Genomic DNA, 14,203 nt, shown 5'->3' on the forward strand with positions numbered 1-14,203 from the left:
GCGCCTTTTTGGTGTTCGTTGCGCAGAGCTTTATTAACCTTCTTCCGCATACCAAACGCTGTCGCCAATTGAAGTGGCAGCGGCGGGAGTTTTGGAGAAAAACCAATGAGTCTGAGCAACTCCCTCGGGTTGCTGGGCCGCAAGGTGGGGATGATGCGTCTCTTCACCGATGACGGGGATGCAGTTCCTGTCACGGTGGTGGATGTGTCCAACAACCGTGTGACCCAGATCAAAACCCAAGAGACCGATGGCTACGTCGCACTGCAAGTGACGTTCGGCTCGCGCAAGGCATCGCGCGTCACCAAGCCCGAAGCAGGTCACCTCGCCAAGGCTGGCGTCGAAGCCGGCGAAATCATTCAGGAATTCCGCGTGACGGCCGATACGGCAGGTCAGCACAAGGCCGGCGGCGTGATTGCCGCGGCCAGCGTGTTCGCGGTGGGCCAGAAGGTCGACGTGCAAGGCACCTCGATTGGCAAGGGCTACGCCGGCACCATCAAGCGCCACAACATGAGCTCGCAGCGGGCGTCGCACGGCAACAGCCGTTCGCACAACGTCCCCGGCTCCATCGGCATGGCGCAGGATCCGGGCCGCGTGTTCCCGGGCAAGCGCATGACGGGCCATCTCGGCGACGTCACCGTGACGACCCAGAACCTCGACGTCATCCGTATCGACGAAGCACGCCAGCTGCTTCTGATCAAGGGCGCGATCCCGGGCTCCAAGGGTGGCTTCGTCACCGTGCGTCCGGCCGTCAAGGCCAAGCCGCAAGCGGCTGAAGGAGCGAAGTAAATGCAACTCGAACTCCTGAACGAACAAGGCCAGGCCGCGTCGAAGTACGACGCCCCCGAGACCGTGTTCGGCCGTGACTACAACGAAGACCTGGTTCACCAGATCGTCGTCGCATTCCAGGCCAACGCACGCCAAGGCACGCGCGCCCAGAAGGACCGCGAACAGGTCAAGCACTCGACCAAGAAGCCTTTCAAGCAAAAGGGAACGGGCCGTGCCCGTGCCGGTATGACTTCCTCGCCGCTGTGGCGCGGGGGCGGCCGCATTTTCCCGAACATGCCCGACGAAAACTTCTCGCAGAAGATCAACAAGAAGATGTACCGCGCCGGCATGGCCTCCATCTTCTCGCAGCTCGCTCGCGAAGGCCGTCTGGCCGTGGTCGATTCGATCAAGGTCGACTCGCCCAAGACCAAGGCGCTGGCCGCCAAGTTCAAGGCGATGAATCTCGAGTCCGTGCTCGTGATCGCCGAGGAAGTCGACGAGAACCTGTACCTGGCCTCGCGCAACCTGGTGAACGTGCTCGTCGTCGAGCCGCGTTACGCCGATCCGGTGTCGCTGGTCCACTACAAGAAGGTGCTGGTCACCAAGGGCGCCGTCGACAAGCTCAAGGAGATGTTCGCATGAGCCGCATGAACCCGACTCCGCAGCAGCGTCAGTTCGACGAAGGTCGTCTGATGAGCGTTCTGGTCGCCCCGATCGTGTCCGAAAAGGCCACGATGGTCGGCGAGAAGTCGAACGCAGTCACTTTCAAGGTGTTGCAGGACGCCACCAAGCCCGAGATCAAGGCCGCCGTCGAACTGATGTTCAAGGTCCAAGTCCAGGGCGTGTCGGTGCTCAACACCAAGGGCAAGACCAAGCGCTTCGGCAAGTCCGTCGGCCGCCGCGACAACGTTCGCAAGGCCTATGTGACGCTGAAGGCCGGTCAAGAGCTCAATCTCGTTGGGGAAGGCGCTTAATCATGGCCGTCATCAAGATGAAACCCACTTCGCCGGGCCAGCGCGGCGCGGTGAAGATCTCGCGGGACCACCTCTACAAGGGTGCGCCGCACGCTGCCCTGCTGGAACCCCAGTTCCAGAAGGCCGGCCGCAACAACAACGGTCACATCACGACCCGTCACAAGGGTGGTGGCCACAAGCACCACTACCGCGTGGTGGACTTCGTGCGCAACAAGGACGGCATCCCGGCCAAGGTCGAACGCATCGAGTACGACCCGAACCGCACCGCCCACATCGCGCTCGTGTGCTACGCCGATGGCGAGCGCCGCTACATCATCGCCCCGCGCGGCCTGGAAGCCGGTGCAACGCTGTTGAGCGGGGCGGAAGCCCCGATCCGCGCCGGCAACACGCTGCCGATCCGCAACATTCCCGTGGGTTCGACGATCCACTGCATCGAACTGCAGCCCGGCAAGGGCGCGCAGATCGCCCGTTCGGCCGGTACCTCGGCCACGCTGCTGGCCCGCGAAGGCGTCTACGCCCAGGTCCGCATGCGCTCGGGTGAAGTTCGCCGCGTGCACGTCGAGTGCCGCGCGACCATCGGTGAAGTCGCCAACGAAGAACACAGCCTGCGCCAGCTCGGCAAGGCCGGTGTGAAGCGCTGGATGGGTATCCGCCCGACCGTTCGCGGCGTGGTGATGAACCCGGTCGACCACCCGCACGGCGGCGGCGAAGGCAAGACCGGCGAAGGCCGTCATCCTGTCGATCCGTGGGGCAATCTCACCAAGGGTTATCGCACCCGCAACAACAAGCGCACGCAGGTCTTCATCGTGTCGCGTCGCAAGAAATAAGGGACAGCACAATGACTCGCTCTCTCAAAAAGGGTCCGTTCGTCGACCACCACCTGGTGGCCAAGGCCGACAAGGCCGTGACGACCAAGGACAAGAAGCCGATCAAGACCTGGTCGCGCCGCTCGATGGTCTTGCCCGAGTTCATCGGCCTGACCATTGCCGTGCACAACGGCAAGCAGCACGTGCCTGTCTATATCACCGACCAGATGGTCGGCCACAAGCTCGGCGAATTTGCGCTCACGCGCACGTTCAAGGGGCACCCCGCGGACAAGAAAGTCCAGAAGAAGTAAGGAACGACCATGTCTGAAACACGTGCAGTCCTCCGCGGCGTCCGCCTTTCGGTCGACAAGGGCCGTCTGGTCGCCGACCTGATCCGCGGCAAGAAGGTCGATCAAGCGCTCAACATCCTGCAGTTCACGCAGAAGAAGGCCGCTGTGATCGTCAAGAAGGTGCTCGAGTCGGCCATCGCCAACGCCGAGCACAACGACGGTGCCGACATCGACGAACTGAAGGTCAAGACCATCTACGTCGAACAGGGCGCCACGCTCAAGCGCTTCACCGCGCGCGCCAAGGGTCGCGGCAATCGCATCAGCAAGCCGACGTGCCATGTGTACGTGACGGTCGGCAACTAAGAGGCTGGAAGAAATATGGGACAGAAAATCCACCCCACCGGCTTCCGCCTCGCGGTCAGCCGTAACTGGTCCAGCCGCTGGTACGCAAGCAACCGCGACTTCGCGGGCATGCTGGCCGAAGACATCAAGGTGCGCGAGTACCTGAAAAAGAAGCTCAAGAACGCGTCCGTGTCGCGCGTGCTGATCGAGCGTCCCGCCAAGAACGCACGCATCACGATCTACTCGGCACGTCCGGGCGTCGTGATCGGCAAGAAGGGCGAGGACATCGAAAACCTCAAGCGCGAACTCGGCAAGCAGCTGGGCGTGCCGGTCGCAGTGAACATCGAAGAAGTGCGCAAGCCCGAAATCGATGCGCAGCTGATCGCCGACAGCATCACGCAGCAGCTCGAGAAGCGGATCATGTTCCGCCGCGCCATGAAGCGCGCCATGCAGAACGCCATGCGTCTGGGTGCCCAGGGCATCAAGATCATGTCGGCCGGCCGCCTGAACGGCATCGAAATCGCCCGCACCGAGTGGTACCGCGAAGGCCGCGTGCCGCTTCACACGCTGCGCGCCGACATCGACTACGGCACCTCGGAAGCCAAGACCACCTACGGCGTCATCGGCGTCAAGGTCTGGGTCTACAAGGGCGATACGCTGGGTCGTAACGACCTGCCGGCCGTCGAAACGCCGCGTCCCGAAGAAGAGCGCCGCCCGCGTGGCCCGCGCCGCGATGGCCGCCCCGGTGGCGACCGTCCCGGTTCCGACCGCCGCGGCCCCGGCCCGCGCGCCGGTGCCCGTGGTCCGATCGGCGGCAACGTCGCTCCGGCCGACGGCAGCGACAAGCCCGCAGAAGCCACTGGTGGTGCCCCGGCAGCACCGGGTGCAGACTCGAAACCCGCCGTTAAGCGCGTGCGCAAGCCCGCGCCAGCTGCAGCAGCTGACGGTGCCAAGAACGAGTGATCGTTCTTAGATCCACGGAGTAACAAACATGCTGCAACCTGCACGCAGAAAGTTCCGCAAGGAACAAAAAGGCCGCAACACCGGCATCGCGACCCGCGGCAACGCGGTGTCCTTCGGTGACTTCGGCCTGAAGTCGATCGACCGCGGCCGCCTGACGGCGCGCCAGATCGAAGCCGCTCGTCGCGCGATCTCGCGCCACGTCAAGCGCGGTGGCCGCATCTGGATTCGCGTGTTCCCCGACAAGCCGATCTCCCACAAGCCCGCCGAAGTGCGGATGGGTAACGGCAAGGGCAACCCCGAGTACTACGTCGCCGAAATCCAGCCTGGCAAGGTGATCTACGAGATCGTCGGCGTGCCCGAAGAACTCGCCCGCGAAGCGTTCCGCCTGGCTGCCGCCAAGCTGCCGCTGCGCACCACCTTCGTCGCGCGCCAGCTCGGCGCCTGATCGAGGAGAACACTGATGGCAACACGTAAGAAGAAGGACGCCGCGGCCACGCCGGCCAAGGTGTCGAAGGCGCAAGCGCTGCGCGACAAGGACGTCGCCGGCCTGCAGACCGAAATCAAGGATCTGCAGAAGGCCCATTTCGGCCTGCGCATGCAGAAGGCTACGCAACAACTGTCGAACACGTCGACGCTGCGCGTCACGCGCCGCGACATCGCTCGTGCCAAGACCATTCTTGCGCAGAAGCAGCAGCAAGAAACTCAAGCCGCCAAGTAAGGAGTGAACATGACGGAAGCTAAAAAATCCCTCAAGCGCACCTTGATCGGCAAGGTGGTCAGCGACAAGCGCGAGAAGACCGTGACCGTGCTGGTCGAGCGTCGTGTGAAGCACGAGCTCTACGGCAAGATCGTGGCCAAGACGAGCAAGTACCACGCCCACGACGAAAAGGGCGAGTACAAGATGGGCGACACCATCGAGATCACCGAAAGCCGGCCGATCTCGAAGTCGAAGAACTGGGTCGTGACCCGCCTGGTCGAAAAGGCCGTGCTGGTCTGATCCCCCGGCGATACAGCCAAAGCAAAAGCGGCCCACAATGTGGGCCGTTTTTCTTTTTCAGGAGCAGTTCAGATGATCAAAGTCGGCGACACCCTTCCTCCCGCGACTCTGCAGGAGTATTCCGAAGTCGAAGGCGAGGGTTGCAGCATCGGGCCGAATCCGGTCGACGTGGCCAAGGCGGCCGCAGGCAAGACCATCGCGCTGTTCGCGCTGCCCGGCGCCTTCACGCCGACCTGCTCGGCCAAGCACGTGCCGGGCTACGTGCAGCACTTCGAGGACTTCAAGGCCGCCGGCGTCGACGAGATCTGGTGCGTGAGCGTCAACGACGCCTTCGTCATGGGCGCCTGGGCGCGCGACCAGAAGACCGGCGCCAAGGTGCGCATGCTGGCCGACGGCAGCGCCGCCTTCGCGAATGCGACTGGCCTGACGCTGGACCTGACGGCGCGCGGCATGGGCGTGCGCAGCAACCGTTATTCGATGCTGGTGAAGGACGGCAAGGTGGCGACGCTCAACGTCGAAGCGCCCGGCAAGTTCGAGGTCAGCGACGCCGACACGCTGCTCGCACAAGCACGCGGCTGAGCGCTCGCGAGCTTAAAGATCCACCTTGAGGTAGTGCGACCCCGCGATGGGGTTGTGATAGTACGGCGGCACCTCTTCGAAGCCCAGATCTTCGTAGAGGGCCCGCGCCGATTCCATGTCGTCGAGCGTGTCCAGCAGCACGCAGGCGTAGCCAGCGCCGCGTGCCGCGTCCAGCATGGCTTCGGCCAACTGGCGGCCGAGCCCCAGGCCACGGAAGGCGGGCCGCACGTAGAGCCGCTTCATTTCGGCCGCGTTCGGATAGTCGGACGTGTCCAGGGGGCGCAGCGCGCAGCAACCGGCGACATGGGCCAGGCCGCCCTGCGCCCGTTGAATCAGAGGCACATCGGCCATCGCGGCCGCGTCCTTGATGTCGACCAGCGCCAGCAGCAGCGCGCCGCGCGGCTCCTCGTAATCGCCGGGCAGATTGGCGAGCTCCTCGTCGAAGTTCTGGAAGCACAGATCGATGCCCAGCGAGGCCGCGTAGTCCTTGAAGATCGCGCGCGTCGCCTCGATTTCCTGCCTTTCGTCGGGCGTGATCAGCACGATGTCCGGCGTGTCCGCCAGGGGCAGGGGGCGTGAAGCAGAGAAGCTCATGCTCTGAGCGACGCGATCCACGCCGCAAAGGCCGCGCACACCGCGAACACCACCAGGGCCAGCAGCCGCGAGGCGGCATCGTCGCGGCTCGGTGCGGCGCTGCCGTCCACCAGCAGCTTGTCACCCGAGATCATCGGCCGCACCAGGCGGCGGCGCCTGATGAGCACGTAATAGAGCACCGCCAGCACATGCAGGCCGACCAGTGCAATCACGATCCATTTGCCCTGCGTGGTGTGCCACCCTGTGGCCAGGCTCACCGTCGCGCCGGAGACGAAGCGTGTGAGCGGGCCGGACGCGGTGATTTCGTCGTCGGCCACCAGGCCGCTCGCGACCTGCAGCGCCAGGATCGCAAGCAGCGCGAAAACCGAGAATGCGCCGAGCGGCGAATGGCCGATGAGGTGGTCCGGGTGAGCACGCCCGCGCAGGTAGTTCATGACCGAGCCGGGCGAATAGATGAAGGCAGCGAAGCGCGACCAGCGCCCGCCGATGAAGCCCCAGACGAGGCGAAACAGCAGGAGCGAAAGCACCGTGTAGCCCCCGCGAAAGTGCCACTCCATGATGCCGGCAAAGCCGGTCACGACCTGGCTGATCACCGCCGCCGTGAGCGCCCAGTGAAACACGCGCGTCGGCAGGTCCCAGACCCGCGTACGGGTCGCGCTGGCGTCACCCAGGCTCGCGCGGCGCGTGCTGGGCTCGAAGGTGTCGGACATCGGGAGGATGGGGTGCGCGAGGCTGCGGGAAACGCAGATTAGCAAAGTCGCGGCCGTCGCGCCTTCGGGTTGTCTCTATGCACGGCGCTCGCCCAGCCCCTGGACACTTGTCGCGGCGCCAGCCCTATGGCGCTTTCTAACAAGGAAACACGATGAATCGCCTTGCCTCGTTCACCCTGGCTGCGGCCGGTGCCGCGCTCTGCCTGCCTGCGATCGCCCAGTTTGCCAAGAAAGAAGACGCCATCAAGTATCGCCAGAGTGCGATGTTCATCCAGAGCCAGCACGTGACCCGCCTTGGCGCCATGGCCAGCGGTCGCGCACCCTATGACGCGGCGGCAGCGGTCGCCAATGCCCAGGTGGTGGCCGAGATCTCCAAGCTGCCCTGGGCCGGCTTCGGCCCCGGGACCGAGGGCGGCAAGGCCAAGCCGGAAATCTGGAAGGAACAGCCGAAATTCAAGGAGTTCAACGAGAAGCTGATGGCCGAGACCAGCAAGCTCCCGGCCGCTGCCGGCAACCTGGATACGCTCAAGGCCGCGATGGCATCGGTGGGTGACACGTGCAAGTCGTGCCACGATACTTTCCGTAAGGACTGATCAGGCCGGTCAGGCCTCGGCCAGCAGCTTCTCGATCAGCTTGTGCAGCTCGGCAAAGTCGGGTTCGCCCACATAGCGCTTCACGATCTCGCCGCGCTTGTTGACGATGTAGGTGGTGGGCGTGAGCTTCACGTCGCCCCAGGCCTGCGCCACCGCGCCGGTGTTGTCGATCGCCACCTTGAACGGCAGCTTGCGGGTTTCGACGAAGTTGACCACATAGCTCGGCGGGTCGTAGCTCATGGCCACCGCCAGCGTGTCGTAGCCCCGGCCCTTGTACTTGTCGTAGGTGGCGATCACCTTGGGCATCTCGGCCACGCAGGTGACGCAGCTGGTGGCCCAGAAATTGACCAGCGTGACCTTGCCCTTAAGATCGTCCGTGCTCTTCTTGCTGCCGTCGAGCAGCACGAAGGTCGATGCCGGCGCCGCCGACACTCCCGTACTCAGGTACACGCCCACGCCGATGGCCAGGGCGATCGCGATGGCGGCGGCGTAGATGATTTTTTTCATGGGAGAACGATGGATGGACCGCCGAGATTTTAGTTCCGCCTTCCTGGCCGCGCCCGCCGCCCTGGCATTGCTGGCCATGCGGCACGCTCATGCGCTGGCGATCGACGATCTCAGCGCCGGCGACGCCTCGAAGGGGCTCAAGGCCGCGCTCGAGAAGGGCGCCACCGCGGCGGTCAGTCTGTTGGGGCGGCAGGACGGCTTTCTGGGCAATCCCAAGGTCCGCATTCCGCTGCCCGGCTACCTCGAAGACGCGGCCAAGATGCTGCGCGTGGTGGGCCAGGGCGGCCGCATCGACGAACTCGTGACCGCGATGAACCGCGCTGCCGAGCAGGCGGTCCCGGCCGCCAAGGACCTGCTGGTGAATGCGGTGCGCACCATGAGCGTGGCCGATGCCAAGGGCATCCTGGTCGGCGGCGACACCTCGGTCACCCAGTTCTTCGCCAACAAGACCCGCGCGCCGCTCACGGAGAAATTTCTGCCCGTCGTGACCTACGCCACGGTCAAGGTCAAGCTGGCCGAGAAATACAACCACATCGCCGGCAAGGCGGCCGGCTACGGCCTGGTGAAAAAGGAAGACGCCAACATCCAGCGCTACGTGACCGGCAAGTCGCTCGACGGGCTCTACCTCATGATCGGCGAGGAAGAACGCAAGATCCGCCAGGACCCGGTCGGCAGCGGCAGCGCCATTCTGCAGAAGGTGTTCGGCGCATTGCGTTGATGCTCTTTTCGTTCCGTCCCCGATTCGCGGCGCTCGCCCTGGCCGCTGCCGCCCTCGGCGCCTGCAGCCCGGTCTTCAATTGGCGCGAAGTCCCGATCGGGGACGACGGCTTGATCGCGCTCCTGCCTTGCAAGGCCGACCGCGCGACGCGCATGCTGCCGCTCGGCGCCGAGCTGATCAGCGTCGACGTGACCGGTTGCGAGGCCGGCGGCGCCACATTCGCCGTCGCGCATGCCGCGGCCAGCGATGCGGCGCAGGCCGAGTCCTGGATGCACGCCTGGCGTGCGGCAACGCGCACGCAGCTGGCCGGTGCCCCGATGGCCGAGGCGCCGGCCGTGCTGCCCCGGGCCACCGACTCGCCCGGGCCCATGCGGCTCGAAACCCAGGCCGGCGCCAGCGCGCCGACCCACGTGCTCTGGTTCGCCCAGCAGCGCGCCGGAAAGATGGCGCTCTACCAGGCGACCGTGCTCGGCAAGCCTTCTTCGCCCGAGGCGCGCGCCATCTTTTTCGAGGGATTGCGTCTTCCGTGAGCGGCGTTCTTGCAGGCCGCGGCCGGATCGCCGCGGTCTTCCTGGCCTTTGCTTTCGCCTACTTTCTCTCGACGCTGGTGCGTGCCATCACCGCCACGCTGTCGCCCACGCTGACGGCGGACTTCGAGCTCCATTCGCGCGACCTCGGCTTGCTCGCGGGGGGCTATTTCCTCGGCTTCGCGTTCACGCAACTGCCGATGGGCAACTGGCTCGATCGCCACGGCCCCAAGCGCGTGATCCTCTGCTTCCTGGCGGTGGCGGTCGCCGGCTGCCTGCTGTTTTCGGTGGCGACGCAGTTCTGGCTGCTGCTGGCGGCGCGCGTGCTCACCGGCGTAGGCGTCAGCGCCTGCCTCATGGCGCCGTTGACCGGCTACCGCCGCTGGTTCGACCCGGCGCTGCAGCTGCGCAGCAACTCCTGGATGCTCATGATCGGCTCGCTCGGCCTGGTCGCCGCCACGCTGCCGGTGCAATGGCTGATGCCGCTGGTGGGCTGGCGGCCGCTTTTCTGGCTGCTCGCGGCCGGCGTGCTGGTTTCGATGCTGGTGATCGCCTGGGCGGCGCCGACCTGGGACAACGCCGCCCACGCCGCGAACGTTCAGGAAGTTGCGACGCCTCGCCAGGACGCCGGCTACGCCGCCGTGTGGCGCGATCCCTTTTTCCGCAAGCTCATGCCGATCGGTTTCTTCAATTACGGCGGCTTCGTCGCCATGCTGACGCTCTGGGTCGTCCCGTGGCTCACGCGTGTCGCCGGCTATGCGTCGGCCCAGGCCGCGGATGCACTGTTCTGGATCAGCATCGCGATGCTCGTCACCTACTGGCTCTGGGGTGCCGCCAACCCGTGGCTGGTGCGCCGCGGCATCGCCGCTGCCCGGCTGATCGGCTGGGGCCTGCCGCTCGCCATGGCGGCCCTGGCCGCCATTCTGGTGCTCGGCCCCGCGGCGGGCACCGTGGCCTGGGCGATTTTCCTCTGCAGCTCGACCGTCGTGGCGCTGGCCCAGCCCGCGGTCGCGATGGCGCTGCCCGCCTCGCTGGCGGGGCGCGCCCTCTCGGCGTACAACCTGGTGGTGTTTCTCGGCGTTTTCGTGGTTCAGTGGGGCGTCGGCCTCTTGGTCGACCTGTTCGGTCGCGCCGGCCTCGACACCGTGGGCGCCTTCCGTGGCGCGCTGGGCCTGTTTCTGGGATGCTGTCTGTTGTCTTATTTCTACTTCCTGTGGGCGCCCCCGCATAATCGACGGACTGCCCTCCGACCCGCATGAACAGCATCTTCATCATCGCCCACTCGCCGCTCGCCCAGGCGCTGCGGCAGTGCGCGCTGCATGTGTTCCCCGACAGCGAGGCCTCGGTCGTCGCGCTCGACGTGCTGCCCAATGTGTCGCCGGACGAAACCCTGGCGGCGGCGCGCATCACGCTGGCCCAGCTGCAGCGCACGCCGCGCTCGCAGGTGCTGGTGCTGGCCGACGTGTTCGGCGCCACGCCCTGCAACGTGGCGCAGAAGCTGGTCGACGGCGTACGCTCGCGCCTCGTGGCCGGCGTCAACCTGCCGATGCTGCTGCGCGCGGTGAGCTACCGCAACGAGCCGCTCGAAACCCTGGTGCAGCGCGCGCTCACCGGCGGCACCGCGGGCGTGATGCAGGTGGCGGTGGCGGCACCCCAGAATCAGGCAAGAAGAAAGCACAGTGACGAAGACATCCGTGACCATCAGCAATAAGCTGGGGCTGCATGCGCGCGCCTCGGCCAAACTCACCAAGCTCGCCGGCAGCTATCCGTGCGAGGTCTGGCTCGCGCGCGGCGACCGCCGCGTCAATGCCAAGAGCATCATGGGCGTGATGATGCTGGCCGCGGGCATCGGCGTGACGGTCGATATCGAAACCAACGGGGAACGGGAACAGGAGGCGCTGGACGCCATCGTTGCCCTCATGAACGACAAATTCGGAGAAGGCGAATGACCTTTGCCGTCCATGGGCTGCCGGTCGCCCGTGGCATTGCGATCGGACGTGCCGTGCTCGTGGTCTCGAGCCGCATCGATGTGGCTCACTACTTCATCAAGCCCGAGCAGATCGAGACCGAGATCGACCGCGTGCGCACGGCGCGCAACGCGGTGGCCGAGGAACTGCAGAAGCTGCAAGCCAGCGTCGCGCTGATGGGGCCGAACGACGCGCCGCACGAACTCGCGGCGCTGCTCGAAGTGCACCAGATGCTGCTGCAGGACGAGGTGCTGACCGGCGGCGTCAAGCACTGGATCGTCGAGCGCCTCTACAACGCCGAATGGGCGCTCACCACGCAGCTCGAGGTGATCGCGCGCCAGTTCGACGAAATGGAGGACGAGTACCTGCGCGAGCGCAAGGCCGACCTCGAGCAGGTGGTCGAACGCCTGCTGCACCGCATGAAAGGCACGGCCGCCGTGCTGGCCCCGACCCCGCCGCGGCGCAAGCGCAGGGCCGAGGACGACGACGCCGATCCGACCGCCAACGACGCCATCGACGCGCCGCTGGTGCTGATCGCGCACGACCTCTCGCCGGCCGACATGCTGCAGTTCAAGAAGAGCGTGTTCGCCGGCTTCGTAACCGATGTCGGCGGCCGCACCTCGCACACCGCGATCGTCGCGCGCAGCATGGACATCCCGGCCGTGGTCGGCGCGCGCAGCGCGAGCCAGCTGGTTCGGCAGGACGACTGGGTCATCATCGATGGCGACGGCGGCGTGGTGATCGTCGACCCCTCACCGATCATCCTGGCCGAGTACGGCTTCAAGCAGCGCCAGAACGACCTCGAGCGCGGGCGGCTTTCGCGCCTGCGCCACAAGCCGGCCGTCACGCTGGACGGCCAGCGCGTCGACCTGCTGGCCAACATCGAGATGCCCGAGGACACCATCGGCGCGGTCAAGGCCGGTGCGGTCGGCGTCGGCCTGTTCCGCAGCGAGTTCCTGTTCATGGGCCGCGAAGCGCAGCGCCTCACGCGCCTGCCCGACGAGGAAGAGCAGTACCAGGCCTACAAGCGCGCGGTCGAGGGCATGCAAGGCATGCCGGTCACGATCCGCACCATCGACGTCGGCGCCGACAAGCCGCTCGACGGCAAGTCGGTGCGCGACGACGGGCATCTGAACCCGGCACTGGGCCTGCGCGCGATCCGCTGGAGCCTGGCCGATCCGGCCATGTTCCTCACGCAGCTGCGCGCCATCCTGCGCGCCGCCGCGCACGGCGAGATCCATTTGCTGATCCCGATGCTCGCGCATGCGAGCGAGATTCGCCAGACGCTCTCGCTGATCGACTTCGCGCGTGCCGAGCTGGACAACCGCGGCGTGGTGCACGGCAACGTGAAGCTCGGCGCGATGATCGAGATCCCGGCCGCGGCGCTCACGCTCAAGACCTTCCTGAAGTACTTCGACTTCCTGTCGATCGGCACCAACGACCTGATCCAGTACACGCTGGCCATCGACCGCGCCGACGAGTCGGTGGCGCACCTCTACGACCCGGCCCATCCCGCGGTGCTGCGCCTGGTGGCCGAGACCATCGCCGAGTGCCGGCGCCAGGGCAAGGGCGTGAGCGTGTGCGGCGAAATGGCGGGCGACGTCATGTTCACGCGGCTCCTGCTGGGCATGGGGTTGCGCAGCTTCTCGATGCACCCCTCGCAGATCCTGGCCGTCAAGCAGGAGGTGCTGCGCGCCGACACGAGCAAGCTCGAAGCCTGGGCGCAGCAGGTGCTCGAGGCCGAAGAGCCGGCCGCCGCGCTCACGCCGGCCGCTGCGCCGCAATAAAACGAAACACGGCGAAACCGCCGCGAAAGGACTTCGCGGCGCCTGAATCGCACCATCGAGTCTTCCTGATCGACGTCCGATCAGTTCTCAAGGAAGACTCTCATGAAACCCTGGTTCAAACGTTCACTTTTCGGTTTCGCCGGTGCGGCACTCGTCGCGGGCAGCCTGGTCGGCTGCGGTCATCGCCATGGCTGGAGCGGCGCTTCCGAGCAGGACCGCGCCGAGTTCCGCGCCAGGATGGTCGAGCGCGTGGGCAGCAAGCTCGATCTCGATGCCGCGCAGAAGCAGAAGCTCACGGTGCTGACCGAGAAGCTGCAGGCCCAGCGTGCCGCGCTGCGCGGCGGCGGCGATCCGCGCGCCGAGTTCCGCGCCCTGTTCGCCGGCGCCAAGCTCGACCAGGAGCGAGCGAAGAAGCTGGTGGAAGACAAGACCGCCGCCATCCAGGTCGGCAGCCCCGAGGTGATCGCGGCCGCGGCCGACTTCTTCGACAACCTGAACCCGGCACAGCAGCAGAAGGTGCGCGAGTTCATGGAGCGTCGCGGTCGCTGGGGGCGCCATGGCTGAAGCATCTGCGCCGCGTTTCGTCGCGCCGCGGGCGCCGAGCGCGCCCTGGGCCCGGCAAGCCCCGATCGAAGGCTCGTCGTCCGGCGCCACGCTGGGCGGCGTGCGCATCGTGCTGCGCCTCGAAGGCCTCGTTGTGCTCGCGGCGGCTGTGGCCGCCTACATGCACCTGGGCGCGGGCTGGGGCGCCTTCGCGATGCTGTTCCTGCTGCCCGATCTGTCTTTCCTCGGCTACCTCGGCGGTCCGCGCGTGGGCGCCATCGCCTACAACGCTGCGCACTCGTACATCGGGCCGGTCGCGCTGCTGGTGCTGGGCTTCGTCGGCGACGTGCCTGCCGCACTGGCCCTCGGGCTGATCTGGTGCGCACACATCGGCCTCGACCGTTCGCTCGGTTATGGGCTCAAGTACGGCAACGAGTTCGGTGCCACGCACCTTGGCCGCATCGGGCGCGCCGACCCATGGTGAGCACGGCGATCCGATGCCGGCGGGGCTGATCCCGAGCTATGTGTTTGCCGGTATGCA

The 14,203-nt window shown here is 66.2% G+C and carries 23 protein-coding genes; 20 read left to right on the top strand and 3 right to left on the bottom strand.

Annotated features, from left to right (window positions below; genetic code table 11):
* The first annotated feature begins 105 nt into the window (after window positions 1–105).
* From rplC to ACSQ86_RS02220, 11 genes are all read left to right on the top strand, one after another.
* Window positions 106–786, top strand: a complete 681-nt coding sequence (gene rplC / locus ACSQ86_RS02170) for a 50S ribosomal protein L3 (protein ID WP_126838203.1) — start codon at window positions 106–108, stop codon at window positions 784–786.
* The gene (gene rplD, locus ACSQ86_RS02175) at window positions 787–1,407 is read left to right on the top strand and encodes a 50S ribosomal protein L4 (RefSeq protein ID WP_093104745.1); all 621 of its coding nucleotides are present in this window, start codon (window positions 787–789) and stop codon (window positions 1,405–1,407) included.
* A 5-nt stretch (window positions 1,408–1,412) separates the two neighbouring features.
* Window positions 1,413–1,739 carry a 50S ribosomal protein L23 gene (gene rplW / locus ACSQ86_RS02180; RefSeq protein WP_170855568.1) on the top strand — a complete coding sequence of 109 codons (327 nt, stop codon included), beginning with the start codon at window positions 1,413–1,415 and terminating at the stop codon, window positions 1,737–1,739.
* A gap of 2 nt (window positions 1,740–1,741) precedes the next feature.
* A complete protein-coding gene (gene rplB, locus ACSQ86_RS02185; protein WP_093104747.1) occupies window positions 1,742–2,566 on the top strand; it encodes a 50S ribosomal protein L2 in 825 nt (274 codons plus the stop codon).
* Between the two features lie 11 nt (window positions 2,567–2,577).
* Window positions 2,578–2,856, top strand: a complete 279-nt coding sequence (gene rpsS, locus ACSQ86_RS02190) for a 30S ribosomal protein S19 (RefSeq protein ID WP_007838132.1) — start codon at window positions 2,578–2,580, stop codon at window positions 2,854–2,856.
* A gap of 9 nt (window positions 2,857–2,865) precedes the next feature.
* Entirely contained in the window at window positions 2,866–3,198 is a 333-nt protein-coding gene (gene rplV, locus ACSQ86_RS02195) for a 50S ribosomal protein L22 (RefSeq protein ID WP_019657678.1), read from the top strand.
* A 15-nt stretch (window positions 3,199–3,213) separates the two neighbouring features.
* Window positions 3,214–4,140: a 30S ribosomal protein S3 gene (rpsC, locus tag ACSQ86_RS02200; RefSeq protein ID WP_093104748.1), complete on the top strand. Its 927-nt coding sequence runs from the start codon at window positions 3,214–3,216 to the stop codon at window positions 4,138–4,140.
* 28 nt (window positions 4,141–4,168) lie between these two features.
* Entirely contained in the window at window positions 4,169–4,585 is a 417-nt protein-coding gene (rplP, locus tag ACSQ86_RS02205) for a 50S ribosomal protein L16 (protein WP_028250943.1), read from the top strand.
* Between the two features lie 15 nt (window positions 4,586–4,600).
* Window positions 4,601–4,858 (top strand): 50S ribosomal protein L29, encoded by a 258-nt coding sequence (gene rpmC / locus ACSQ86_RS02210; RefSeq protein WP_436295015.1) that lies wholly within the window; start codon window positions 4,601–4,603, stop codon window positions 4,856–4,858.
* Between the two features lie 9 nt (window positions 4,859–4,867).
* A complete protein-coding gene (rpsQ, locus tag ACSQ86_RS02215; RefSeq protein ID WP_093104757.1) occupies window positions 4,868–5,137 on the top strand; it encodes a 30S ribosomal protein S17 in 270 nt (89 codons plus the stop codon).
* A gap of 72 nt (window positions 5,138–5,209) precedes the next feature.
* Complete coding sequence (locus ACSQ86_RS02220) at window positions 5,210–5,716, top strand: peroxiredoxin (RefSeq protein WP_093104760.1); 507 nt, start codon at window positions 5,210–5,212, stop codon at window positions 5,714–5,716.
* A gap of 12 nt (window positions 5,717–5,728) precedes the next feature.
* On the opposite strand, the gene ACSQ86_RS02225 is transcribed toward ACSQ86_RS02220, so the two are convergent.
* Together ACSQ86_RS02225 and ACSQ86_RS02230 are read right to left on the bottom strand one after the other, a co-directional pair.
* Window positions 5,729–6,310 carry a GNAT family N-acetyltransferase gene (locus tag ACSQ86_RS02225; protein WP_093104771.1) on the bottom strand — a complete coding sequence of 194 codons (582 nt, stop codon included), beginning with the start codon at window positions 6,308–6,310 and terminating at the stop codon, window positions 5,729–5,731.
* Complete coding sequence (locus ACSQ86_RS02230; protein ID WP_436302521.1) at window positions 6,307–7,020, bottom strand: cytochrome b/b6 domain-containing protein; 714 nt, start codon at window positions 7,018–7,020, stop codon at window positions 6,307–6,309. The genes ACSQ86_RS02225 and ACSQ86_RS02230 overlap by 4 nt, the downstream gene beginning before the upstream one ends.
* A gap of 152 nt (window positions 7,021–7,172) precedes the next feature.
* On the opposite strand from ACSQ86_RS02230, the gene ACSQ86_RS02235 reads away from it, so the two are divergent.
* Window positions 7,173–7,613 carry a c-type cytochrome gene (locus ACSQ86_RS02235; protein WP_436302522.1) on the top strand — a complete coding sequence of 147 codons (441 nt, stop codon included), beginning with the start codon at window positions 7,173–7,175 and terminating at the stop codon, window positions 7,611–7,613.
* Between the two features lie 9 nt (window positions 7,614–7,622).
* On the opposite strand, the gene ACSQ86_RS02240 is transcribed toward ACSQ86_RS02235, so the two are convergent.
* Window positions 7,623–8,120, bottom strand: a complete 498-nt coding sequence (locus ACSQ86_RS02240) for a TlpA disulfide reductase family protein (protein WP_093104779.1) — start codon at window positions 8,118–8,120, stop codon at window positions 7,623–7,625.
* 13 nt (window positions 8,121–8,133) lie between these two features.
* On the opposite strand from ACSQ86_RS02240, the gene ACSQ86_RS02245 reads away from it, so the two are divergent.
* From ACSQ86_RS02245 to ACSQ86_RS02280, 8 genes are all read left to right on the top strand, one after another.
* The gene (locus ACSQ86_RS02245; protein ID WP_436302524.1) at window positions 8,134–8,838 is read left to right on the top strand and encodes a DUF4197 domain-containing protein; all 705 of its coding nucleotides are present in this window, start codon (window positions 8,134–8,136) and stop codon (window positions 8,836–8,838) included.
* Entirely contained in the window at window positions 8,838–9,368 is a 531-nt protein-coding gene (locus ACSQ86_RS02250) for a hypothetical protein (RefSeq protein WP_436295018.1), read from the top strand. The genes ACSQ86_RS02245 and ACSQ86_RS02250 overlap by 1 nt, the downstream gene beginning before the upstream one ends.
* Window positions 9,365–10,624, top strand: coding sequence for an MFS transporter (locus ACSQ86_RS02255; RefSeq protein ID WP_244503814.1), 1,260 nt, complete (start codon window positions 9,365–9,367; stop codon window positions 10,622–10,624). Before ACSQ86_RS02250 ends, ACSQ86_RS02255 begins: the two co-directional genes overlap by 4 nt.
* The gene (locus tag ACSQ86_RS02260; RefSeq protein WP_093104787.1) at window positions 10,621–11,076 is read left to right on the top strand and encodes a PTS sugar transporter subunit IIA; all 456 of its coding nucleotides are present in this window, start codon (window positions 10,621–10,623) and stop codon (window positions 11,074–11,076) included. The genes ACSQ86_RS02255 and ACSQ86_RS02260 overlap by 4 nt, the downstream gene beginning before the upstream one ends.
* Window positions 11,045–11,314, top strand: a complete 270-nt coding sequence (locus tag ACSQ86_RS02265; protein WP_436302525.1) for an HPr family phosphocarrier protein — start codon at window positions 11,045–11,047, stop codon at window positions 11,312–11,314. Before ACSQ86_RS02260 ends, ACSQ86_RS02265 begins: the two co-directional genes overlap by 32 nt.
* Entirely contained in the window at window positions 11,311–13,119 is a 1,809-nt protein-coding gene (gene ptsP, locus ACSQ86_RS02270) for a phosphoenolpyruvate--protein phosphotransferase (RefSeq protein WP_436302526.1), read from the top strand. Before ACSQ86_RS02265 ends, ptsP begins: the two co-directional genes overlap by 4 nt.
* 102 nt (window positions 13,120–13,221) lie before the next feature.
* Entirely contained in the window at window positions 13,222–13,683 is a 462-nt protein-coding gene (locus ACSQ86_RS02275) for a Spy/CpxP family protein refolding chaperone (protein ID WP_093104796.1), read from the top strand.
* On the top strand, window positions 13,676–14,146 hold the full coding sequence (locus tag ACSQ86_RS02280; protein WP_436302527.1) for a DUF4260 domain-containing protein: 471 nt from the start codon (window positions 13,676–13,678) through the stop codon (window positions 14,144–14,146). Before ACSQ86_RS02275 ends, ACSQ86_RS02280 begins: the two co-directional genes overlap by 8 nt.
* The last annotated feature ends 57 nt before the right edge of the window (window positions 14,147–14,203 follow it).

Origin of the sequence: Variovorax sp. LjRoot130, assembly GCF_964253755.1 — a bacterium.
In the GTDB taxonomy this organism is placed as follows: Bacteria; Pseudomonadota; Gammaproteobacteria; order Burkholderiales; family Burkholderiaceae_C; genus Variovorax.